The sequence below is a fragment of the Indiicoccus explosivorum genome (genome assembly GCF_002167005.1).
Lineage (GTDB): Bacteria > Bacillota > Bacilli > Bacillales_A > Planococcaceae > Indiicoccus > Indiicoccus explosivorum.
This window is the reverse complement of record NZ_NHTN01000010.1, coordinates 45,618-67,030: the sequence shown is the minus strand read 5'-3', so window position 1 is coordinate 67,030 and position 21,413 is coordinate 45,618. Positions and strand designations below refer to the sequence as shown.

General features: G+C 53.0%; 24 protein-coding genes and 8 tRNA genes. 2 read left to right on the top strand and 30 right to left on the bottom strand.

All coding sequences use genetic code 11. The features are described from left to right. Positions 1-107 precede the first annotated feature (107 nt). The 22 genes from CCE92_RS03745 to acpS form a co-directional block, all read right to left on the bottom strand. Positions 108-181, bottom strand: a tRNA-Gly gene (locus CCE92_RS03745). A 13-nt stretch (positions 182-194) separates the two neighbouring features. After that, positions 195-271, bottom strand: a tRNA-Arg gene (locus CCE92_RS03740). A 17-nt stretch (positions 272-288) separates the two neighbouring features. Beyond that, a tRNA-Leu gene (locus CCE92_RS03735) sits at positions 289-373 on the bottom strand. Positions 374-483: 110 nt separating this feature from the next. After that, positions 484-558 (bottom strand) — tRNA-Gln (locus tag CCE92_RS03730). A gap of 17 nt (positions 559-575) precedes the next feature. Next, positions 576-651 (bottom strand) — tRNA-Asp (locus CCE92_RS03725). Between the two features lie 3 nt (positions 652-654). Next, positions 655-731: transfer RNA gene (locus CCE92_RS03720), tRNA-Met, on the bottom strand. 254 nt (positions 732-985) lie between these two features. Further along, positions 986-1,060: transfer RNA gene (locus tag CCE92_RS03715), tRNA-Glu, on the bottom strand. A gap of 5 nt (positions 1,061-1,065) precedes the next feature. After that, positions 1,066-1,140, bottom strand: a tRNA-Asn gene (locus CCE92_RS03710). An 83-nt stretch (positions 1,141-1,223) separates the two neighbouring features. Then, positions 1,224-1,682, bottom strand: a complete 459-nt coding sequence (locus CCE92_RS03705; RefSeq protein ID WP_088006178.1) for a SprT family protein — start codon at positions 1,680-1,682, stop codon at positions 1,224-1,226. Positions 1,683-1,699: 17 nt separating this feature from the next. Next, positions 1,700-3,853, bottom strand: a complete 2,154-nt coding sequence (locus tag CCE92_RS03700; protein ID WP_088006177.1) for a Tex family protein — start codon at positions 3,851-3,853, stop codon at positions 1,700-1,702. Between the two features lie 111 nt (positions 3,854-3,964). After that, complete coding sequence (locus tag CCE92_RS03695) at positions 3,965-4,564, bottom strand: PP2C family serine/threonine-protein phosphatase (protein WP_088006176.1); 600 nt, start codon at positions 4,562-4,564, stop codon at positions 3,965-3,967. Next, on the bottom strand, positions 4,565-5,347 hold the full coding sequence (gene sigB, locus CCE92_RS03690) for an RNA polymerase sigma factor SigB (protein WP_088006175.1): 783 nt from the start codon (positions 5,345-5,347) through the stop codon (positions 4,565-4,567). After that, a complete protein-coding gene (rsbW, locus tag CCE92_RS03685; protein ID WP_088006174.1) occupies positions 5,325-5,795 on the bottom strand; it encodes an anti-sigma B factor RsbW in 471 nt (156 codons plus the stop codon). The genes sigB and rsbW overlap by 23 nt, the downstream gene beginning before the upstream one ends. A gap of 2 nt (positions 5,796-5,797) precedes the next feature. Further along, positions 5,798-6,127, bottom strand: coding sequence for an STAS domain-containing protein (locus CCE92_RS03680; protein ID WP_088006173.1), 330 nt, complete (start codon positions 6,125-6,127; stop codon positions 5,798-5,800). Positions 6,128-6,260: 133 nt separating this feature from the next. After that, positions 6,261-7,262: a PP2C family protein-serine/threonine phosphatase gene (locus CCE92_RS03675; protein WP_088006172.1), complete on the bottom strand. Its 1,002-nt coding sequence runs from the start codon at positions 7,260-7,262 to the stop codon at positions 6,261-6,263. A gap of 11 nt (positions 7,263-7,273) precedes the next feature. Beyond that, positions 7,274-7,675 carry an anti-sigma regulatory factor gene (locus CCE92_RS03670; protein ID WP_088006171.1) on the bottom strand — a complete coding sequence of 134 codons (402 nt, stop codon included), beginning with the start codon at positions 7,673-7,675 and terminating at the stop codon, positions 7,274-7,276. A gap of 3 nt (positions 7,676-7,678) precedes the next feature. Beyond that, positions 7,679-8,041 (bottom strand): RsbT antagonist protein RsbS, encoded by a 363-nt coding sequence (gene rsbS / locus CCE92_RS03665; protein ID WP_088006170.1) that lies wholly within the window; start codon positions 8,039-8,041, stop codon positions 7,679-7,681. Next, on the bottom strand, positions 8,038-8,865 hold the full coding sequence (rsbRA, locus tag CCE92_RS03660) for an RsbT co-antagonist protein RsbRA (RefSeq protein WP_088006169.1): 828 nt from the start codon (positions 8,863-8,865) through the stop codon (positions 8,038-8,040). Before rsbRA ends, rsbS begins: the two co-directional genes overlap by 4 nt. Positions 8,866-9,037: 172 nt before the next feature. Continuing rightward, positions 9,038-9,388, bottom strand: a complete 351-nt coding sequence (locus CCE92_RS03655; RefSeq protein ID WP_088006168.1) for a type II toxin-antitoxin system PemK/MazF family toxin — start codon at positions 9,386-9,388, stop codon at positions 9,038-9,040. A gap of 4 nt (positions 9,389-9,392) precedes the next feature. After that, positions 9,393-9,677: a transcriptional regulator gene (locus CCE92_RS03650; protein WP_088006167.1), complete on the bottom strand. Its 285-nt coding sequence runs from the start codon at positions 9,675-9,677 to the stop codon at positions 9,393-9,395. A 98-nt stretch (positions 9,678-9,775) separates the two neighbouring features. Next, a complete protein-coding gene (gene alr, locus CCE92_RS03645; RefSeq protein ID WP_088006166.1) occupies positions 9,776-10,864 on the bottom strand; it encodes an alanine racemase in 1,089 nt (362 codons plus the stop codon). A gap of 1 nt (position 10,865) precedes the next feature. After that, the gene (gene acpS / locus CCE92_RS03640; RefSeq protein WP_088006165.1) at positions 10,866-11,231 is read right to left on the bottom strand and encodes a holo-ACP synthase; all 366 of its coding nucleotides are present in this window, start codon (positions 11,229-11,231) and stop codon (positions 10,866-10,868) included. Positions 11,232-11,353: 122 nt separating this feature from the next. Here acpS and CCE92_RS03635 point away from each other — a divergent pair, with 122 nt between their 5' ends. Then, entirely contained in the window at positions 11,354-11,989 is a 636-nt protein-coding gene (locus CCE92_RS03635) for a rhomboid family intramembrane serine protease (protein ID WP_088006164.1), read from the top strand. 25 nt (positions 11,990-12,014) lie between these two features. Here CCE92_RS03635 and CCE92_RS03630 read toward each other — a convergent pair whose 3' ends face one another. The 8 genes from CCE92_RS03630 to CCE92_RS03595 form a co-directional block, all read right to left on the bottom strand. Beyond that, positions 12,015-13,541: a PH domain-containing protein gene (locus tag CCE92_RS03630; protein WP_241535861.1), complete on the bottom strand. Its 1,527-nt coding sequence runs from the start codon at positions 13,539-13,541 to the stop codon at positions 12,015-12,017. After that, entirely contained in the window at positions 13,531-14,010 is a 480-nt protein-coding gene (locus tag CCE92_RS03625) for a PH domain-containing protein (protein WP_088006163.1), read from the bottom strand. The genes CCE92_RS03630 and CCE92_RS03625 overlap by 11 nt, the downstream gene beginning before the upstream one ends. A gap of 225 nt (positions 14,011-14,235) precedes the next feature. Beyond that, entirely contained in the window at positions 14,236-15,714 is a 1,479-nt protein-coding gene (gene cshA / locus CCE92_RS03620) for a degradosome RNA helicase CshA (protein WP_088006162.1), read from the bottom strand. A gap of 335 nt (positions 15,715-16,049) precedes the next feature. Beyond that, positions 16,050-17,414 (bottom strand): UDP-N-acetylmuramoyl-tripeptide--D-alanyl-D-alanine ligase, encoded by a 1,365-nt coding sequence (locus tag CCE92_RS03615; RefSeq protein ID WP_088006161.1) that lies wholly within the window; start codon positions 17,412-17,414, stop codon positions 16,050-16,052. Between the two features lie 14 nt (positions 17,415-17,428). Further along, complete coding sequence (locus CCE92_RS03610; protein ID WP_088006160.1) at positions 17,429-18,499, bottom strand: D-alanine--D-alanine ligase; 1,071 nt, start codon at positions 18,497-18,499, stop codon at positions 17,429-17,431. Positions 18,500-18,567: 68 nt separating this feature from the next. Next, positions 18,568-18,828 (bottom strand): DMT family transporter, encoded by a 261-nt coding sequence (locus tag CCE92_RS03605; RefSeq protein ID WP_420913225.1) that lies wholly within the window; start codon positions 18,826-18,828, stop codon positions 18,568-18,570. A gap of 44 nt (positions 18,829-18,872) precedes the next feature. After that, entirely contained in the window at positions 18,873-19,229 is a 357-nt protein-coding gene (locus CCE92_RS03600) for a DMT family transporter (RefSeq protein ID WP_088006158.1), read from the bottom strand. Between the two features lie 41 nt (positions 19,230-19,270). Then, entirely contained in the window at positions 19,271-20,041 is a 771-nt protein-coding gene (locus CCE92_RS03595) for a hypothetical protein (protein ID WP_088006157.1), read from the bottom strand. 151 nt (positions 20,042-20,192) lie between these two features. Here CCE92_RS03595 and CCE92_RS03590 point away from each other — a divergent pair, with 151 nt between their 5' ends. Beyond that, on the top strand, positions 20,193-21,380 hold the full coding sequence (locus CCE92_RS03590; RefSeq protein ID WP_088006156.1) for an FtsW/RodA/SpoVE family cell cycle protein: 1,188 nt from the start codon (positions 20,193-20,195) through the stop codon (positions 21,378-21,380). Positions 21,381-21,413: the final 33 nt, after the last annotated feature.

Here is a 21,413-nt window from a genome sequence, read left to right as displayed (position 1 = left end):
GTTCAGTTTTCAAGGTTCAGTCTATCGCTCTTCTTAGCGTAGCTCTAAAAGTATACCCTAAGAATAAAAAAGTGTCAACCTCTTTTTAACGAGGTTCACATTTTAATTGGAGCGGGTGAAGGGAATCGAACCCTCATCATCAGCTTGGAAGGCTGAGGTTTTACCACTAAACTACACCCGCGAAAATAAAAATATGGCGCGCCCGACAGGAGTCGAACCCATAACCTTCTGATCCGTAGTCAGACGCTCTATCCAATTGAGCTACGGGCGCCTCTTAAAATGTAATGATGCGGCCGAGAGGACTTGAACCTCCACGGGTTATTCACCCACTAGGCCCTCAACCTAGCGCGTCTGCCGATTCCGCCACGACCGCATGATATTATTTAAGCGACAACTATTAGTATAAGATTTCGAACTCAGAAAGTCAAGGAGTTTTTTATCATTACTCGTTTCTTTGAGGAAGAAGTTGCCTCTGAGCGAAAATGGCTGGGGCACTAGGATTCGAACCTAGGCATCACGAGACCAAAACCCGTTGCCTTACCGCTTGGCTATGCCCCAAAATGAATTATAAAAAATGGCGGTCCTGACGGGAATCGAACCCGCGATCTCCTGCGTGACAGGCAGGCATGTTAACCGCTACACCACAGGACCGGTTGGTTGCGGGGGCAGGATTTGAACCTGCGACCTTTGGGTTATGAGCCCAACGAGCTACCGGACTGCTCCACCCCGCGACAATAATAGTAGTGATACTTTGTTTCATCTACGCGTTTTGCATAGTAGTGATAGACGCCTTCCGCGCTTCGCTTGCGTCGGCGTTACTCGCAGCCTTCGTGCTGCTCGTGTTGCATCTTCCTCGGCTTCGCCTCCGTCGATGCTAATCGCTGTCTTCGTACAGCGATTTGCTCCACCCTTACTTGCAAAAGGTTCTTTTCGAAGCGTCACTGACGTAAACGCGATTATTCATTCTCTTGAAGAAAGATGAAAATGGTGACCCCTACGGGATTCGAACCCGTGTTACCGCCGTGAAAGGGCGGTGTCTTAACCGCTTGACCAAGGGGCCACAAATGGCTCCGAAGGTAGGATTCGAACCTACGACCAACCGGTTAACAGCCGGTTGCTCTACCACTGAGCTACTTCGGAATGGATTTGATAACTAATCGACTTTTTCTATTATAGAGAGCATAACTGGAATCGTCAATAGTTATTAGCCATTTTATTTTATTTCATTTTATGATTATCTGGAGCCGGCCGTGGCACTTGCCGCAGCGGTATTTTTCTGTGTTCATTCGGATCTTGCGTTCGTATGCTGTGCGGCAATCAAGGCATTGATACATATAGAGAGTGCTCCGTTTCCTTCTGTTCCTCGCTGCCGGGAGCCTGCAGTAACGCGGGGCACGAGTTTTATCCAGCAGTTCCCTGAAATCAGCATCGGCATGCCGGTAGCCTTTTCCTTCTATATGAAGATGATAGTGACATAGTTCATGCTTAATAATACCTTCGAGTTCGGCAAATCCATACTTCTCATAAGACGCGGGGTTTATTTCAATTGCATGCGTACGGAGCATATAGCGTCCGCCGGTCGTGCGCAGCCGTTTGTTAAAGTAAGCCTGATGTCGGAAGGGCCGGGAAAAGACATTCCGTGAAATTTCCCGGATGATTTCAGTCAGCTCTTCATCAGTCACGCCCCGCCCTCCTATTCTCATTCCTGGTCTTCGGGTTTCAGCATGGTCAGGGAGATTCTCCCTTTTCCCGCATCGACTCCATCCACCCATACAGTCACGACTTCTCCTGTCTTCACGACGTCGAGCGGGTGTTTCACAAAGCCTTTTTTCAGTTTCGAAATATGGATAAGTCCGTCCTGCTTCACTCCGATATCAATGAATGCACCGAAATCGACGACGTTCCGGACGGTTCCCTGCAATTCCATTCCTGGGAGGAGGTCTTCCATCTTTAGAACGTCCTTCTTCAAAATCGGCTGCGGGAAATTCTCCCGAGGATCGCGGGACGGCCTTTTGAGGGTATCCAAAATATCTTTCAGCGTTATTTCTCCTGCCCCCGTCGCCGCGCTCAGCGATCCCAGATCGACCGAGCCGATTTTCCCTGCCAGTTCCGGACTGCCGATATCTTTGTTCGAAGCCCCCGCTGCCTCAAGCAGCTGTCCGGCCAGCTCATAGCTTTCCGGATGGATGCCTGTCGCATCCAGCGGATTCTTCGCATCCGGGATACGGAGGAATCCGATTGCCTGCTCGTACGTTCTTGCACCCAGCCGGGGAACTTTTTTCAGCTGCGGACGGGATGTGAAGCGGCCATTTTCATTGCGTACACGAATAATATTATCCGCGACTGTTTTATTAAGACCGGCCACATACTGCAGCAGTGAGGACGAAGCGGAATTGACGTTCACACCGACTTGGTTCACCGCCGTTTCAACAACGAACGTCAGCTGTTCAGCCAATTTTTTCTGGGAGACATCATGCTGATACTGACCGACACCAACCGCCTTCGGATCGATTTTCACAAGTTCGGAAAGCGGATCTTGCAGCCGGCGCGCAATCGAAACGGCGCTCCGTTCTTCCACCTGGAGGTCCGGGAATTCCCCTCTTGCAATGTCTGAAGCGGAATAAACACTGGCGCCCGCTTCACTGACGATGACGTAAGCAGCGTCTGTTCGGGTTTCATTCAAGAATCCGGCCACAAATTGTTCCGTTTCCCGGGAAGCTGTGCCATTCCCGATGGCGAGGATTTCAATAGGGTACTTCTTCAACAAATCCGCCAGTTTTCTTTTCGCCTCTTCCGGTTTCGCTTTTGGGGGATGCGGATAGATAACTGCCACTTCAAGCAGCTTGCCGGTATCATCTACGACTGCCAGCTTGCATCCGGTCCGATATGCCGGATCCACCCCCAGCACCATTTTTCCTTTCATCGGAGGCTGCAGAAGCAGGCTTCGCAAGTTCTCAGCAAAAATGTGGATTGCCTGTTCTTCCGCTCTGTCACTCAATTCGGTGCGGATTTCACGTTCGACCGCCGGCTGGATCAGCCGCTTATAGCTGTCCTCAATCGCCTGCTCCACTTCCTGTGCCGCAGCATGGCGTTTCAGCCATTTGTTTTTCATGATCCGCCGGATGGTGTCTGCAGGAGGTTCGATGCTGATTTTCAGCACCCCTTCTTTTTCTCCCCGGTTCATCGCAAGAATCCGATGAGGCACAATCGCCGACACGCGCTCTTCATACTCGTAATACATTTCGAAGACGTGCTTCTCATCCGTCCCGTCTTTCTTTAAAGCGGAGCGGATCACTCCCTGCTTCCTGGTGACGTCCCGGATTTTCTCCCGGATGTCCGCGTCATCTGAAAATTGTTCCGCCAGAATATCACGGGCGCCCTGAAGCGCTTCATCCGGATCCTGCGCTCCTTCCGGTCCGATAAACTCGGCAGCTTTCCGCCTGATGTCCCGACTGTGGAGCATCAGCCAATCCGCCAGCGGTTCCAGCCCTTTTTCTTTTGCGGCGGAAGCCCGCGTGCGCCGTTTCTGTTTATACGGCCTGTACAGATCTTCCACCCGCTGAAGCACATCCGCGCTCAGGATGTCAGTCCGGAGTTTCTCTGTCATCTGTTCCTGCTCTTCGATCAGTCGGATGACTTCATCCTTCCTTGACTCGAGATTCATCCGGTATGTATAGCGGTCACTGATCGCCTTGATCTGCACTTCATCGAGCGAGCCGGTCGCTTCTTTCCGGTACCGCGCGATGAACGGAACTGTGTTGCCGTCCTCGAGAAGCGCGATGACTTGTCTGACCTGTTTCGCTTGAAGACCGGTCTCTTTCCCTATGATTCCATGGAATTTCTGCATTTCCATCTTCTCGCCACACCTTTCGGTAATTTGCCTGCCGAGCCTTACTGTCCGATCCCCTACCCCTTGAATCATTTAGTATACAGCAACCTTCTCCACAAAAAAAGAAGCCTCCTCTCAATGAAGAAGGCTTCCGGTAATGAAGGTGGCATCGTCGCCAGTTTCAATCGCTTTGAATATATCGCGGTACAGCTGTTCCGGTATCCCCGCACGGCGCATCATTGATTTCGGATTACGCAGTTCCACCCCATCTGAATGGATCAGGAACAGATCACCCGCCGAATAAGGAAAGCGCTGCGTCCGCAGTTTCTGCGGCCGTCCCGACAGATAGCCCATGACCGGCAGCGGGTAGACGAGTTCATCTGTCTCCCGTCTGTACAGATAAAACCGGATATTTCCGACACAGCTATAATCGAAATGCTTTTCACCGAAGTAAACTTTGAACATCGCCACCGCAGCACCGCGTTTTTGAAACATTTCATCATTGAAGCGGGACATCAGATCATCGACTGTTTCGTGATGGTGCTCCATCAGAATCGTCGGGATCACTTGTGATGCCAGACGGGCGACCGGACCGTTCCCGAGACCATCCGCAACAGCACAAACGAAATACTCATCTGTCGCTATCGTGAAATAGCTGTCTCCAGATTCATAATTCCCTTTCTTGGCTGCGTTATAGATGCAGACATCCACGTACTTATGGCGGATTACTTCCACTTAGGTGACCCCGCCGGCAGCCAGAATGGCTTCCTGTAGTTTTTTGATCGCTTTCCGCTGGAGACGCGACACATGCATTTGTGAAATTCCGAGGCGGTCGCCGGCCTCTTTCTGGCTAAGCTGTTCAATGTATGTGTACTGGATGATCTGCTTTTCCCGTTCTGACAGGATGCTCATCGCGTTGGCGACGAGCATGCGCTGATCCGCTTTCTCATAACCCAGGTCTTCCTGGCCGACTACATCGAACAACGTTACTGTGCTGCCGTCGGAATCCGCTTCCAGGGAATGGTCCATGGACAGCGCCTGATAGCTTTTCCCCATTTCCATGGCTTCCAGCACATCATCTTCGTCCACGTCGAGATACTCAGCGATTTCCCACACCTGCGGGGATCGCTGCAGTTCAATCGTCAGCTGTTCAACCGTGGATTTAATGCGCGGTCCCAATTCCTTGATACGTCGGGGCACGTGGATCGCCCATGTCTTATCCCGGAGGAAGCGTTTGATCTCTCCGATGATCGTCGGCACTGCGAATGCTTCAAAACTCCTGCCGTAAGACGGATCATAGCGGCGGATTGCACCGAGAAGTCCGAGCATGCCGACTTGCGCAATGTCTTCATGATACGACTTCCCGTTCGAATATTTCCGTGCAATCGATTCAACGAGACGCTCATAATGAAGGACCAGATTCGTCTGGGCTTCCTCGTCTTCATCTTTCTGGTAAGCTTCAATCCATTCCAAGACTTGTTCTTTTGTCGGCTGATTAGGATGAGACTGTTTCGACATCCTCTTCCACCTGCTCTCGCTTGACATGCTTAGTCATGAATACAGTCACACCTTCTTGATGGTGGACTTTCACTTCATCCATCAAGGTCTCGATCAAGTACAGACCCAGGCCTCCTTCACGCATGAATGAGATTTCCTCCTGCTCGTGGTAAGGTCCTACTTTCGATTTTGTTTCTTCGAAATCAAAACTTTTGCCGTGGTCCGCCACCATGATTTCGATTTTATCTCCGTACAGCGCGCAGCCGATGACAACTTCCCCATCCTCTTCATCTTTATATGCATGCTGGACAGCATTCGTCACCGCTTCACTCGACGCAATTTTCAAATCTTCAATGTCATCGTACGAGAACCCGATACGGCTGGCGAGTCCAGAGATAGCCAGCCTGGCAACACCGACATATTGAGGTTTTGCCGGAACCCGCATTTCAATGTAGTCAAAAGGGCGCATAATTAGTTACCACCTTTTTCTGCTGATTCAATGTCCATGATGTCTCCAAGGCCGGTAATGTCAAAAAGACGTTTTAAACGCGCGGAAAGACCGGTCAGTTTGACGTGGCCTTCTTTTGCATTGAGCGCTTTGAAAAATGCCACGAATACACCCAGACCGGTGCTGTCCATGTAATTTACTCCTGATAAATCGATGACCGCATTCAGGCCTTCCTGGTCCTGATGGGCTTCCAGACGTTCCCGGAGAACCGGCGCTGTATGCGCATCAATTTCCCCCCGTACGACGCCTGTCAGGTTTTTATTATCCTCGTGCAGTTCCACTTGAATGTTCATGTAGTCGACACCCCTGTTTTCACTTGTCATTAGTGGTTTATTTCAATATGGATTCAGTACGTTATCCGTTTAAAAAATTGAATAAACACGCTGTTGACTTCAATACCCGCTGAACCTGCCGAATAAACACCGATCAGCTTTTTTTATAAATGACGAGTGTAAAGTCATCCCGCAGATCTGCCTGCTGCATCCGGCTGAGTTCCTCATATAGATATTCTGCAATCTCTTGCGCGCCGGCTTCTTTCTTTTCACGGACCATGTCGAAAATGATGCTCTGATCGATGAAGCCCGCCTCCGTCCGGCCTTCTGTTACGCCGTCCGTCATAGCGATGACCAGGTCACCGGTCCGCAGCTGGACGTCCCGGTCTTCGTATTTCGCTTTTGGTGAAACACCGAGGAGAAGACCCTTCGCCCGCAACTCCTCGAACCGGTCAGTTTCCGCCCGGTACAAAATGGCCGGTTCATGACCCGCACTCCCGAAAGTCAGGACAGCGTTTTCCGCGTTATACTTCCCGTAGAACATGGAGACGAACATGGCATCATCGATGCTCTTCTCCACGATCCGGTTAATGACGCCCAATACCTCGCTCGGATTGGCAGCGGCGTTATCCAAGCTGTCCAGGCCGAACTTGATCATCGACATGCAGAGTGCTGCCGGAATGCCTTTTCCGATGACATCCGCCACCGCTACACCGGCCGAGCCTTCATCGTCATACACAAAGTATATGTAATCGCCATTCATCGCGCGGGACGGAATGGAAACGACCCCGATATCGAGCCCCTCCACGTCCGGCCGGTCCGTTTTCAGCAAGGTATCCTGCACATGCGCCGCCAAATCCATCTCCACCCGGAGTTCTTCCTGTTTTTTCACAAGGCTCTGACGCTCCCTGTTGGCCATTCCGTAGCTGATCATCATTTCGACGAGCAGGTCGAATGAATGCCATACTTCTGCAGGAAGTTCGCCATGAAGTTCCTCCAGTGCCGCTTTGTGCATGCTGATCACTTCTTCAGGCTGGACGTTTTCCTGGAGAAACTGGCGGCTCAACCGTTGACCTGCGTACAGATTCTGCTCCGACTGCTCCCGGATGTACCGCGCCAAAATTTCCTTATATTGGCTTTCAATGATCTGAACCACTCAGCTTCCTCCTATCTAAGCCACTTTGTCGCGCGGATATCGGTCCCTTCCCCTAAATTGGTATCAATTCTGAAGTCGTCCATCAGGCGCTTAACGCCCGGAAGTCCGGCTCCAAGACCGCCCGAAGTGGAAAAACCGTCTTCCATCACTTTCCTAATGTCCGGTATGCCCGGACCGTTATCGGTTGCGATAATCATGATGCCATTGAGTCCTTTTTCAGTGACCCGCTGGATCTCGATTTTCCCCTGCCCTGCGTATAAATAGATATTACGGGCAAGTTCGCTGATGGCCGTCGTGATTCTGGCCTGGTCTACTGTCCCGAAGCCCAGCTCTTTCGCCACGTTGCGGCCGAGCTGTCTGGCTGCGACAATATCCCATTCAGTCAAAATTTCCACTGAGGACTGGTTGCTCATATATTAGCCCTCCAATTCCAGTTGAAGTTTATCCAGACCGTTTTCTAAATCAAGGGCTGTCATGACATCTTCCAGACGGATGCCAAGTTCGATCAGCGTAATCGCAACAGCCGGCTGGATGCCTGTAATGACTACCCGCGCCCCCATCAGGCTGGACATACTGATGACATCCCCCAGGACTTTAGCGATGAATGAATCGATGAAATCGATCGACGTGAGGTCGATAACGACTCCGCGGGCACTCGTTTCATGCAGTTTCTTCAGGAGGTCCTCCTGGAACTGAATGGCGGTCTGATCATCAAGCTCCCACTGGATAGACACAATCAGGCAATCTCGCAGTTTCAAAATCGGTATGCGTACGTTCATTCTTCCACCTCCACAATTTTCCGGTCAGTCAGGGCCAGCGCTTGTTCGACGCCGCGCTGCAGCGTGCTCGTCGTCGTAAAGTCGTTCAAATTGATTCCAAGGGTAACAATCGTTTGCGCGATCTCCGGCCGGATGCCTACCAGCATACATTTTGCACCTACGAGGCGCACGGCATCAGCTGCCTGAATGATATGATGTGCCACCATTGTGTCCACAACCGGAACGCCCGTGATATCGAGCAGCACCACTTCCGCGCGATGTTTCACGACACCTTGGAGCAAGTTCTCCATAATCAGCTTGGCCCGTTCTGTATCGATCGTCCCGACGAGCGGCATGACCGAAATTTTATCGAAAACCGGGATCAGCGAAGCTGAAAGTTCCTGAAGTGCGATTTTTTGGAGGCTCACTGTCCGTTCCCATGTCTTCGAATAAGCTTCGATGATGCTGTTGCGCATCGGGCGGAGCCAGTTGGCGAACACCTCGACATACGCGCGTACGTCGTCCTTATTAATAAATCCCTTTTCTTCCATCACCAAAAAAATGTGCTCGGCAAACAGATCGACGGCCCGTGTCACGAATGTGATCGACCATCCGAGCCGAACCACTTTTTCTGAAAAATCGTTCAGCCGGTTCTCGTATGCCTGATGGCTTTCTGACAGGTTGGTCAGCATGAGTTCCGCGAATTCCCGGCTGGTCTGCCGGCGCATATCCGCCGACAGCATCTGGAACGATCCTTCCTCGTCTATTCCTGAAAGCTTTTCCTGCCAGTCCGGCAGTATGTCGTCCAAGTGCTCATGGATGAAATTAGCGACTTTTTCATTCATCGTATTCAAAAATCCTCCTCAAATGGTATGTAATCGTATGTACATGAATAATTCCATAAATTCATTGTATCGGAAAACTGCTTGTTTCTCACCTTTTTTGCCATTCAGTGCTCCAAATGCAAAAAAAATCACCGGAAATCCACTTTTCCCGGTGACCTGTTCTTATGTATAGTTAAAATTTTACAAGGCCGACACTTACTTCGAGCGCTTCATCCACTTTTTCCATCAGCCCGTCATCGAGGTGAGTGATTTTATCGGTCAGCCGCGATTTGTCGATGGTGCGGATCTGCTCAAGCAAGATGACCGAATCACGTTCAAATCCGTTCGCTTTCGCGCTGATTTCAACGTGAGTCGGCAGCTTCGCTTTCTGGATCTGCGCTGTGATCGCCGCCACGATGACTGTCGGGCTGAAGCGGTTGCCTATGTCGTTTTGGATAACCAGAACAGGCCGGGTTCCGCCTTGCTCGGAACCGACCACTGGTGATAACTCTGCAAAAAAAACGTCTCCGCGTTTTACAATCAAGTTGTCACCCTCCGCTTACGAGTCGCACTGTCGTATGCTCCGCTTCGTATTCCGCGTGGGAACACTCACAGGCAATCGAAAGATTGATCTGTGACATCTCCACGTAGCCCTTGATCATCGCTTCCCGAATGTGATTTGAACCGTACGTAGTTCTCATTACCCGCTGTGTCGACACGTAAACGTAATCGCCGATCTCCTCCACGCTTTCGTGCGTGCAGGCAGTCAATTCCGATACCATCGTCTTCGGCAGCTTCACAATCACTTCTTTTGTCTTTGCGTTTTCGCTCACAGCTGATACCTCCCACAGTTCCCCGTTCATCAAACCTGTGACTTCATCTTATCACTGCCCGGGGCTATTGAAAAGGACAATTTGGAAATTTGCTCCCTTCAGCGGATAAAACGGGGGATTCTGGCAGTCAGCATGCATGGAATCTCATACGGAATCGTCCCAAGCCGTTCGGCCCATTCCTCTGCCCGGATCCGTTCGTCTCCTTGCATCCCCAGCAGCACCGCCGGAGTTCCGGGTTTGATTTCACGGGGCAGCCGGACCATGCATTGATCCATGCAGATCCGCCCGACGATCGGCACGCGCTCCCCTCTGACGAGGACATCCTGCCCCTGCAGCGCACGGAGCAGGCCATCTGCATATCCGATCGGCAAGGTGCCGATCCATTCATCCTGTTCTGTCCGGTAAGTCGCGCCGTAACTCACCGGGCTCCCGGCGGGGAGTTTTTTCACGTGGATCACTTCCGTGGACAAGGTAAGAGCCGGCTGCAGCGGACTTCCGAGCTCGCTTTCCACATAACCGGACGGATTGATCCCGTACATGGCGATTCCGGCTCGCACCGCATCAAACGAAACTTCCGGGTGGAGGAGTGCGGCGGCGCTGTTCGAGGCATGGACCATCAGTCCGTCACCGGTTTTTTTCAGCACTTCTTTGAATTTGGCGACTTGCTCACGGAACAAGGGGCTGTCCGCTGTATCCGCCGTCGCGAAATGAGTGAAAATCCCTTCCAGCCGAAACGGCGTTCTCTGCAGCAATGCCAGCGCTTCCTCCGCTTCAGCCGGCTGGATACCGATCCGCCCCATGCCGGTATCCACTTTCAAGTGCACCCGGAACTCACCGGAGACTGCGGCCGCCTGCTGAATCCATTCAATGGAATAGGCGGTCAGGATGATGCCGTTTTTCTGTGCCGCCGGAATGAAAGAGACCGGTGAAGCCCCCATGACGAGTATATCTGCATCGATCCCCGCACTCCGCAAGTGGAGCGCTTCATCCGGTGTCGCCACTGCGAGCATTTCCGCTCCGTTTTCAAGCGTCTTCTGTGCCACTTCCGCCGCTCCGTGTCCGTAACCGTTTGCCTTCACGACCGCAATGACCATCGGATCGCCTGCCGATCTCCTGATCATCCTAAGGTTCCGGGCGATGGCGTCGAGATCCACTTCTGCTTTTGTCGGTCTGTATATTTCTGCCATACTATTCCCAGCCTTCCGAAGACTGCAGCAGCACTTGTGCTGCCGCATAATCATGAGTATGCGTGATGGACAAAAGCGCTTCCCGCTGCTGTCTGAACAGAACATGCGGCCGCCCGTCCCTGTTTTTTTTGATTTCAATATCCTGAAATGAACATGCGCGGCCAATTCCGGTGCCAAGCGCTTTCGCGAATGCTTCTTTTGCCGCAAACCTTCCAGCGAGGAATTCCGCACGCCTGGCCGGCGGTTGAGTCTCATACTGCGCGAGTTCCGAAGGCGTCAGCACCCGCTGCCGCAGCCGGGCAGATCGCTTGTCCAGTTTCCGGATCCTTTCCAATTCCACAATGTCCAGCCCGATTCCTGTAATCAAAGCGTCTTCTCCTTTCAATTGCGGCTCATTCCAGTATAATACGAATTGGCAGCCTTTTAACGGATTTTTTTATCAGACCCGCCTTATCGTGAAGCGGACTTTCGACTATTCGAGGTGACAACATGTTCATTAGAAATGAAAGCTTCTCCCAGTATATCCGCATGTATCCGGTCATATCCGCGCTCATCGCGCTGAACGTCCTCATTTTCCTGCTCGGGTTCCTGCCGGTCATCGGCGACCGGATCATCCTGTTCGGCATCGGCTACAATGCGGCGATTGCCGACGGGGAGTATTGGCGGTTTATTACGCCGGTCTTTCTTCATGCGGGATTCATGCATCTGCTATTCAATATGTTTTCGCTGTTCCTGTTCGGTCCGGAATTGGAGCGGCTGACCGGCAAGGTCCGCTTTCTGACCATTTATCTGATCGCGGGCATCTTCGGATCATTCGCCACCTTTTTCCTGCACCCGCCGGCGTATACGCATGTCGGGGCAAGCGGCGCAATCTTCGGCATCTTCGGGGCTTTCGGAGCGCTTCTTTATTACGGCGGACGGGCACTTCCCCAGCTCAGGCAGATTCTTCTGCCGATCCTTGTCATCAGTGTCATCATGACCTTCCTCACACCAAATGTGAATGCCACTGCCCACATCGCGGGCCTGCTCGCCGGTTTCCTGCTGGGGCTCAGCTATTTCCATCCGAAGCGCATCGTCAGCTGGAAAAAGAAATCCGGAAACAGGAATATCAGACGGATCAAATAAGACCAGCCGGAAAGCCCGGCTGGTCTTATTTCTGTATCGGCGATTCTTCCTGCTCCTTGTCCGGCTGCGGCCGGAACCACTGCATGATCCGTTCCGTATCCTGTTTTTCCAAGTGCTCGACACGGACAGCCGCCCCAAGGATGCCGGATTTGACCGTCACTTGGATCGTCGCCACCTTTTTGCGGCTTTGGAACCAGCTTTGCCGGACCTCTGCCGACTGGATCCGTTTGCGCATCACATACATCGTCTGCTTGCTGATCGCTCTCGTCCGGAGCGTCAGCTGCCGTCTGCCGGCCGACCAGCCGGCCGTCCGGTGCTGCCAGATGCCGAGTGCCACACTGAGCGGAACAGCGAGGAACGCGAGCAGCCCGTACGGGAAAAAGAAGTAGCTGAGCGCCGCTGCGCCGGGCAGGATCCACAGAAAGTCCACTCGATAATAAAAGCGGACACTCCGCGGCGGTGCTTTGAAGAATTCGGGAGACCAGTCCGTCTCCGGGAACAGTCTTTCCAGCACAGGCAGCATATCCCGTCTTTTCACAAGCGGCAGCAGCCGGATTTTCTCTCCGCCCATTTCCGCCGCCGATCCTCCTGCACTTTCAACCGTGACAGCGGCGTAGCCGAACAGCTCCCTCAGCGGGTTCTCTGTCACGCGGATCGCCTGGATCCGCTTAAAAGGCAGCGTGATCCGTTTTTTCTCGAGCAGCCCGCGCGTGATGATGATGTTCTCATCGTTCGCCAAGATGGTGAACCGGTAATTCGAAAAAATGGTGAGTGCCAAAGATACCAGCCAGATGATCAACAGACTGATGAAAACGGTGAGCGCGACGATGAGTGCACCGAAACGCAGAAACACCATCACTTCGCTGTAGATCATCTCGTATGGAATCACTTCAGAGAACTGTGTGAGGAATACCGCTAGGCCCGACAGAACGACACCGATTCCGCCTGAGGTGGCAGCGAGGATCAGAAGTTCTTTTGAAGAGATGCGGTAAATTTCCCGTGCCGCTTCCCTCCGATTTTCCTCCGCAACCGCCGTTTCGCCGGCTGTTTCTTTGGAGACGCCATTACCAAGCACCCGGTTTTTCGCGTGTTCAATCACTTCTTCGATCCGCGCAGCATCGGCTCTCGGCACCGCCGTCAGTTCCGCTTCGGCCCCCTCCCCCTGACCGCCGGCAGTTTCCACTTTCACCCGCACAAGACCGAGCGGCCGATGGAATATCCCTTCGGTGTAATCCAGGCTCTGGATCCGTTCGAATGGAATGTAGCGCTTCTTTTTGACAAACAGTCCGTATTCGATCCTCAGTTCCCCTTCCTCGAACCAATAGACGAACCGCCGCCACTTGATGATGCCGGCTGCAAGGAGGAACAAGAGAACTGCAGCGCCGGCGCCATAGGTGATGAGCGATTCGAGGTCACGCCCCGGCAGCCCTTCTCCTTGCAGCAGATTGGCGCCGAACAAGATCAGGAATGGCAGCACCAGCTCCTTCAGCCCTTTGAGAAAATTGAGGAGCGCGGAAATAGGATGAAGCCGGTAACGCGTATCAGACATCATCTTCCGCCACCCTTGCCAGGACGGAAATCCGCTGCCGCAGCTCGTCCGCTTCACCGTTTACAAGCGCCGGCACGGTATGCACGGTGGCCGCTGTCGAAATGGATATCGCCGCAAGGCCATACTTCCTGAGAATCGGACCTTGCTGCGTATCGACATGCTGCACGCGCACCATCGGCACGAGCGTACGCTTGACGATGAACAGTCCATGCTGCAGCTCGATCTCCTGTTCCCGCACCTCGTACCGCCATCTTTCCCACCGGATCTTCGGAAATAAATAAATGGCAAAGAATCCATAAAGCAGCGGTACTGCTGCAAGGACAGCGTAAAGCCAAGATGGCCCATCCAAAAAGAAAACCGCTGTGCCTCCCCCCGCCGCCAGGAGCGTCAGTACGGCCGTCTGTATAACTCCGTACAGCCGCCATACGGTGAGGCCTTTACGGGAAATATGATTTTTCGGCTGATTTTCCATGTTATGTATCGCTCCATTTCATCATCCTGCCTTTTAATACGTCCAGACGGACAAAACGTTTCACCTCTTCTCCATTGTAACGGATTCCGACTTTCAAAGCTGATGCAATAAAGACAGGAACGCTTTTTATCATGATTCACTGCTTTTTAACACGGGTTTTACGGTTTTTTGTGATTGAACGTAAAAAAACCGCCCCCTGGAACAGGAGGCGGCATTAGGTGCCGATTAATATTCAGATCTGCGCGAGCGTCCTGGACGGCCGCTGCGGTCAGAAGAGCGTCCGCCTTTGTAATTGCCGCGTCCGCTGCTTTTACCGCCTTTGCCGCCTTTATAGCCGCCTTTGCTGCCGCCTTTGTACCCGCCGCGGCCTTTGCTGCCGCGTGAAGGAAGCGGACGCTCTTCGGTGATCGATACCGGCGTATCATCCGGCTCTCTCGTCATCGTTTTGAGCGCTGCTGCGATCAAGTCGACAGCATCGTTGTTTTCAAGCAGGTTTTCTGCGAATGCCCGGTAATCATCCAGGCTGTTTTTTGCGACCATCTCTTCCAGCTGCGTCACTGCAAGTTTCTGCTGGCCGAGAAGCGCTTCATCGGATGAAGGCGGACGAAGCGGCATCATGCGCTTTTTCGTCGTATCTTCCACAATGCGGAGATAGCCCATTTCACGCGGCGTCACGAAAGTGACTGCCACACCTTTTTTACCGGCACGGCCTGTTCGGCCGATCCGGTGGACATAACTTTCCGGGTCCTGCGGGATATCGAAGTTATAGACGTGTGTAACGCCCGAGATATCCAAGCCGCGAGCCGCGACGTCTGTCGCCACCAGGACATCGATTTTATTCGACTTGAATTGCTTCAGCACGGACAGGCGCTTCGCTTGGCTCAAGTCGCCGTGGATGCCTTCTGCAAGATAGCCGCGCAGGCTGAGCGCCTGGGACAGCTCATCGACACGGCGCTTCGTGCGTCCGAAGACGATCGCGAGTTCCGGCTGATGGATATTCAGGAGGCGTGACAGGACATCGAACTTTTCGCGTTCATGCGCCTTGACGAAGAACTGTTCGATGTTTTCGACTGTCATTTCCTTCGATTTGATCTTGACGACTTCCGGGTCTTTCATGAACTGTTCCGCAATGCGCCGGATTGCATCTGGCATTGTAGCGGAGAACAGGAGAGTCTGACGCTCGGACGGAACGCTTGTAAGGATCGCCTTGATATCATCGATGAAGCCCATGTTCAGCATTTCATCCGCTTCATCAAGCACGAGCGTATTGACGTTCTCGAGCTTCAGTGTCCGGCGGTTGATGTGATCCTGGATCCGTCCCGGTGTCCCGACAATGATATGCGGCCGGTTTTTCAGCGCACGGATCTGGCGCCCGATTTCCTGACCGCCATATACGGACAGGATGCGGACGTGGCGGTCACGCCCCAGCTTGTAAAGTTCTTCCGAAACTTGAATCGCGAGCTCCCGTGTCGGTGCGATGACCAGACCTTGGATATCGCCGTTCTTTGTATCGATTTTTTCAATCATCGGAATACCGAATGCAGCAGTTTTACCTGTCCCTGTCTGCGCCTGACCGATGATGTCGTTCCCTTCCAGCCCAAGACGGATGGTCCCTTCCTGGATCGGTGTCGCTTCTTCAAAGCCCATACGGCGGATGGATTTTAAAGTTGCCTCACTAATGTTTAACTCTGAAAATTTTACCAAATTTTTTCAATCTCCTTTGCCTTCATCTTTTTTCACAAATGGGTTACATTCTAGATGAAATAGCGGCAAGTTCGAGCCTTTAACGAGGAAATTTCACGTCGAAAATCATACTCCGCCCGAACGGCGGGCGGAGGGATGTGTGAATAGGAAAAGCCCGGTCATTGCCGAGCGGTTCAGCCTGCGAAGTCGACTGACCCGCCCGGCACAAACCGTTTTACTCAAAAAAAGACCCCTTCAATAAGGAAGAGTGGTCTCAAATGTATCCATTGCTCTAAACAGCTTAACACGCAGCCGGGGCCGGTGCAATGGTTTTGCTCAGTTGCCGCCGTCCGGGTTTATTCCCCCTCTTTGACAAAAGGCTCGATGACGCGTTCCAATTTCATACCGCGCGACCCCTTTACGAGGACAAGCGCATCTTCATTCAGCGATTTTCTGAGCGTTTCCGTAATCGGCTGGATGTCCTCCCCGCTCCAGATCAGCTGCCCGTCGAATGACCCATCGAGCCGCTCATACAGCCATTTCATTCTGGGGCCGTAGAGCAGCAGGCCGGTCAGGTTCTTCGGCAGCTGTTCCGCCACCGCTTCATGGTAAGTCCGTTCATCCTCTCCGAGTTCCAGCATATCGCCGAGAACCGCCCATTTTTCCGGTTTCATCCTGGCATCCTCCAAAAACTGAAGAGCCGCTTTCATGGATGTCGGCGCTGCATTGTACGCATCATTGATGAAGACGGCGCCCGCTTCGGCGCGCACCGGCTGCATCCGCATATCGGTCAGCTGCGCTTTTTTGAGGGCGCGCCGGATGTCTTCGGCTTCCAGACCCGCTTCAAGTGCCAGCAGGATTGCGGCAAGCGCATTTTTCGCCTGGTGCCGGCCGAGCACCGGAATGGTGAATGTTTCATCAATCAGCCCGTTGACCGTGAATTCACTTCCTTCTTCCGTAGCGCGGACGGACGTGACCGACAGTTCATTATCCGGGCCGAACCCGAACGAAACAGCCTGTGTCCAATTTTCGACGTATGGAACGAGGAGCGGCTCATCGCCATCGTAGAAAAGCTTCCCTTGTTTCGGCAGGCCGGCCGTGATTTCGAATTTCGCCCGGGCGATCCCTTCCCTTGAACCGAGATCCTGTATATGGGCTTCACCGATATTCGTAATGACGGCATAGTCGGGCCGGGCGAGTTTCGACAGAAATTCGATCTCGCCGAAATCGCTCATTCCCATTTCAAGAATGGCGTAATTCACGTTTTCTTCCAATGACAGAATCGTAATCGGAAGACCGAGCTGATTGTTCAGGTTGCCCTGTGTTTTCTGGACATTGAAGTAAGGGGAAAGAACGCTTGCAACGAGGTCTTTCGTCGATGTTTTACCGTTCGAACCGGTGATTCCGATGAACGTCGCTTTCAGTTCCGCCCGGTACGCGCGCGCCATCTGCTGAAGCGCTTCTTCGGCGTCGTCCACGATCAAGAGGGGGAGTCCCGGGGGGGGATCCGGCTCATCGCGCTGCCAAAGGGCCGCGCTCGCCCCCAGCTCGATCGCCTGGCGGACGAACCGGTGCCCATTGACATTCTCCCCCCGGAAGGGGATGAACAATTCGCCCGGTTTCAGCGTCCGTGTATTGATCGAGACACCTTTGATGCGGATGTCCCTCCATTCCGTGCTGATACCGAGCCAGTCCGCGACTTGCTGAATGGTTCTATCCATAACGTCCTCCTAAATCAGCCCCGTCTGGACTGGAGCTGCTGTTTTTCCCGGTGCCGTTCCAGCGCCAGGCTGATCAGCCGTTCGATGAGGTCAGGGTATGCCAGTCCCGACTCCTGCCACATCAGCGGGAACATGCTGTACGGTGTGAATCCCGGCATCGTGTTCACTTCGTTGATCATCACTTCATTCTCGGCGGTGACGAAGAAGTCGGCACGGACAAGTCCGGAACAGTCCAGGATCTTGAAAGCGCGCTTCGCATCCTCCGCCAGCCGGCTGTAAATTTCTTCATCCAATTCAGCCGGAACGATGAGCGCTGTATCCCCGTCTTTGTACTTCGCATCATAATCGTAAAATCCGCCCATCGGTTTGATTTCTCCGGCGACAGAAGTTTCCGGTTCATCGTTGCCGAGAACGGCGATTTCGATTTCCCGGCCGGCCACACCCTGTTCAACGATCACTTTCCGGTCGAACTTGAGTGCTTCCCGGACAGCGGCAGCCAGTTCAGTCCGATCCTCCGCCTTACTGATCCCGACACTCGATCCGAGATTCGCCGGTTTCACAAATACCGGCCACGCCAGTTCCCGTTCCACCCGGTCGAGCCATCCGTCCTGATCCGCCTGCCACTCGCTGCGGATAAAATAGACGTAAGGCGTCTGGTTAAGGCCTGCAACCGAAAATAATTGCTTCATGATGACTTTATCCATTCCGGCAGCTGAAGCCAGAACACCATTCCCCACATAAGGGATATTCAGGACTTCAAGCAGGCCCTGGACCGTCCCGTCTTCTCCGTTCGGTCCGTGGAGCAGCGGAATCACGACATCCAGCGCCTCCCCTGAGTCCGCTGGAAGGAACGCGGATATATCGTTCGGTTCACCGGTTCCGTCACCGTGCTGGAGCTGGGCGATATCGTCAGCCGGCCCTTCCAGCCGTGCGCCCCGCTGCCATTCCCCTTCTTCGGTTATGTAAATGGGATAAACTTCATAATCACTGAAATTCAGCGCTTTCGTGACAGCCAGCGCTGTCGCGAGCGAAACTTCATGTTCAGCGGACTTGCCGCCGTAGAGCAGTCCGATCCTTTTTTTCATCTGCCAACCCTCCAATTTGAGTACATCCAGTTTATCACGAACGGCAGACGCCGAAAAATCTTTTCCTGTCAGGCACCGAAAAAACGGAGACCCGCGACGCCGGCAATAACACAGCTCAAAAAGAACAGTTTCCGGACACTCCGGCTTTCATCGAACCAAAGCATGCCCGCCGCCACACTTCCGGCCGCTCCGATGCCGGTCCATACTGCATATCCGACACTGACGGGAATCGCCATGAGCGCCAATGAGAGCAGGTAGAAACTTGCAGCGCCTGCTGCCACCGTAAGGATAGTGTAGACCGTCGATGTAAACCCATCCGACAGTTTCATCGTCAGCACGAATGCCACTTCAAATAATCCCGCAACAATCAAGATCAGCCACGCCACAATTCCTCGTCCCCTTCCTCATCCGGCGGATCTTCCGATAATTTCAAACCGATGATCCCGACGACAAGCAATATAAAAAAACCGACCTTCGCCGGTCCGGCCTCTTCCCCGAACAAGACAATCCCCGCCACAGCGGTGCCGGCCGCCCCGATCCCCGTGAAGACAGCATAGGCGGTGCCGATCGGGAAGTGCCGGATGGCGCGCGCGAACAGGAAGAAGCTGATCGTGATGAAGAGGATGGTCACTGCGGACGCAGCCGGGTCAGTGAACCCATCCGCTTCCTTCAGGCCGATCGCCCATACAATTTCGGTCACGCCGGCCAGCAGCAAATAGACCCAAGCCACGTCATCCCTTCTTTCCTAAATAAGTAAAATGCTTCGAAATTCTACTTCCACTGTTTCGTCCGGCGGTCGAACACCGCCCGCTTAAGCGGCGGCTGGCTGATGATCTCACTGATTTCCGAATTGAACTCATCAAGGAATGAAATCTCTTCTGCCTGCCTCACCTGCAGCTCAATGATATTTTTCGTTTTCTCAGGATCAGTCAGCGATAAGAGCACCCCCTGCCGATATTCTTTCCCTGCTTCAGTCAGAAAATCGGCTGGAACTTCCGGGATAAGGTCTTTGGGTCTTCTTCTGAAGAAGCTCTGGCCATTTTCCGCTTTACGGATCTGCTGAGTGAACAATGCACCGATCAATTCGTTGATCCGGGACAAAGTCCGGAAGTAGATTTTCACGGTCTGTCCGTCTTCCGAACCCAAATAGACGAACTCGTTTTGCAGCACGGCGTAAAACGGCGGCCGGATGGCTTCTTTTTTATGGCCAAGATACAAAAGTTCCGCCTGCTCGCCAGGGGACAGCTGTCTGACCCCTCTTTCCGAAGCGAAATCAATCCAGCACAGTTCACTTTTTCCTGCTGCCGCTGATTTCTGAAGTCTTCCGACGTCCTCTTTCGGTACGTACTCGAGCCGTGTGTGCATATTGAAGGATGCATCATCGAACGTATGCTTCAGCAATAGCAAGTTCTCCGGCATCCGGACCGCCGAAGCGAATTGCTGGAACGTGAGGCCGCTGAACAGCGCAAATCGCTCGCTTTCATTCACGTATACATAAAGATGCTGTAGATAATCTTCCGCACGAAGCGGTCTTTTCGCCATTCCGGCCCCTCCCGTTTCTGAATTTATTGGTAAAAAGATCGGAACTGGTCCGCCTCTTTTTCGTCTATGACTTATGTCAGAAGCATGTCCTTCCATTATCCGTTATAATGGACGATGGTTCAAAAATCCAGATTAAAGATCAGGTGACATTATGCAATCCAATAAAAATTTCGCCGAGCGGGTGGATTGGCCCCTCGCTTTCCTGCTTTTCCTATTCATGGCCGTCAGCCTCATCGCGATCGCATCCGCCCAGACGACCGAGCAGTATGTCCGGAACTTTGTGCCGTACCAGGCCGCCTGGTATGTAATCGGTGCAGGCATCATCACAGGTGTCATGATGATCAATTCCTCTCTTTACAAGCGGGCCGCCTATCTTCTTTACGGCGCAGGCATCCTGCTGCTTGTCGCCCTTATGCTGGCACCGAACGGGCCCGGACAGATCGCCGAACCCGTCAATGGCGCCCAGGCCTGGTTCCGCACGCCCATAGCCAACCTTCAGCCGGCGGAACTGATGAAGACCGTATATATCCTGGGGCTGGCCCGGATGATCACCGGGCACCATGGGACTCACTTGATCCCTTCCATCCGCAGCGATGCGGCTCTGCTTGGAAAGATTCTGGCGATGATGGCTTTGCCGCTCTTCCTCATCCTGCAGCAGCCGGATCTCGGAACGGCGCTCGTGTTCATCGCCATCACAGCTGGAATCATCGTCGTTTCCGGAATATCCTGGCGGCTGATCCTCCCGATCTTCGGAGGGATTGCGGCTTTCGGCGCCCTGCTGCTATGGATGGCCATCCATATGCAGGATTTCCTGTCGGATCGCCTCGGCCTCAAACCGTACATGTTCGCTAGGGTCTACACTTGGCTGAATCCATACGCCTATGCTGAAAATGAAGGATATAACCTGGTGGCGGCGATGAAAGCGATCGGCTCAGGGGAACTGTTCGGCAAAGGGTTCATGGACCGGGAAGTTTATGTGCCCGAGAACCACACAGATTTCATTTTCACGGTCATCGCCGAAGAATTCGGATTCATAGGAGCCAGCCTTGTCATCATCCTGTTCTTCATGCTTATTTACCGGCTGACCCGGATTGCCATTGAAATGAAAGACTTATTCAGCATGTACGTCTGCACCGGTATCATTGCAATGATTACGTTCCACGTTTTCCAGAACATCGGGATGACCATCCAGCTTGTGCCGATTACGGGTATCCCGCTGCCATTCATCAGTTACGGCGGAAGTTCACTCATGGGCAACATGCTGGCGATCGGCATCGTATTCGGCTTACGTTTCCATCAGAAGAGGCGCACAGGTCTCACATCGGATTTTTCTTCCTGACGTATGTAAAGCCAGACACCCAAAAAGCTCCGG

Coding starts and splice junctions, on each gene's coding strand:
- CCE92_RS03700 (WP_088006177.1), bottom strand. CDS start 3,853: ATGGAAATGCAGAAATTCCATGGAATCATAGGGAAAGAGACCGGTCTT.
- sigB (WP_088006175.1), bottom strand. CDS start 5,347: ATGTCGAAACAGTCTCATCCTAATCAGCCGACAAAAGAACAAGTCTTG.
- rsbW (WP_088006174.1), bottom strand. CDS start 5,795: ATGCGCCCTTTTGACTACATTGAAATGCGGGTTCCGGCAAAACCTCAA.
- CCE92_RS03680 (WP_088006173.1), bottom strand. CDS start 6,127: ATGAACATTCAAGTGGAACTGCACGAGGATAATAAAAACCTGACAGGC.
- CCE92_RS03670 (WP_088006171.1), bottom strand. CDS start 7,675: ATGAGCAACCAGTCCTCAGTGGAAATTTTGACTGAATGGGATATTGTC.
- rsbS (WP_088006170.1), bottom strand. CDS start 8,041: ATGAACGTACGCATACCGATTTTGAAACTGCGAGATTGCCTGATTGTG.
- rsbRA (WP_088006169.1), bottom strand. CDS start 8,865: ATGAATGAAAAAGTCGCTAATTTCATCCATGAGCACTTGGACGACATA.
- alr (WP_088006166.1), bottom strand. CDS start 10,864: ATGGCAGAAATATACAGACCGACAAAAGCAGAAGTGGATCTCGACGCC.
- CCE92_RS03635 (WP_088006164.1), top strand. CDS start 11,354: ATGTTCATTAGAAATGAAAGCTTCTCCCAGTATATCCGCATGTATCCG.
- CCE92_RS03630 (WP_241535861.1), bottom strand. CDS start 13,541: ATGATGTCTGATACGCGTTACCGGCTTCATCCTATTTCCGCGCTCCTC.
- CCE92_RS03625 (WP_088006163.1), bottom strand. CDS start 14,010: ATGGAAAATCAGCCGAAAAATCATATTTCCCGTAAAGGCCTCACCGTA.
- CCE92_RS03615 (WP_088006161.1), bottom strand. CDS start 17,414: ATGGATAGAACCATTCAGCAAGTCGCGGACTGGCTCGGTATCAGCACG.
- CCE92_RS03610 (WP_088006160.1), bottom strand. CDS start 18,499: ATGAAAAAAAGGATCGGACTGCTCTACGGCGGCAAGTCCGCTGAACAT.
- CCE92_RS03605 (WP_420913225.1), bottom strand. CDS start 18,828: ATGAAACTGTCGGATGGGTTTACATCGACGGTCTACACTATCCTTACG.
- CCE92_RS03595 (WP_088006157.1), bottom strand. CDS start 20,041: ATGGCGAAAAGACCGCTTCGTGCGGAAGATTATCTACAGCATCTTTAT.
- CCE92_RS03590 (WP_088006156.1), top strand. CDS start 20,193: ATGCAATCCAATAAAAATTTCGCCGAGCGGGTGGATTGGCCCCTCGCT.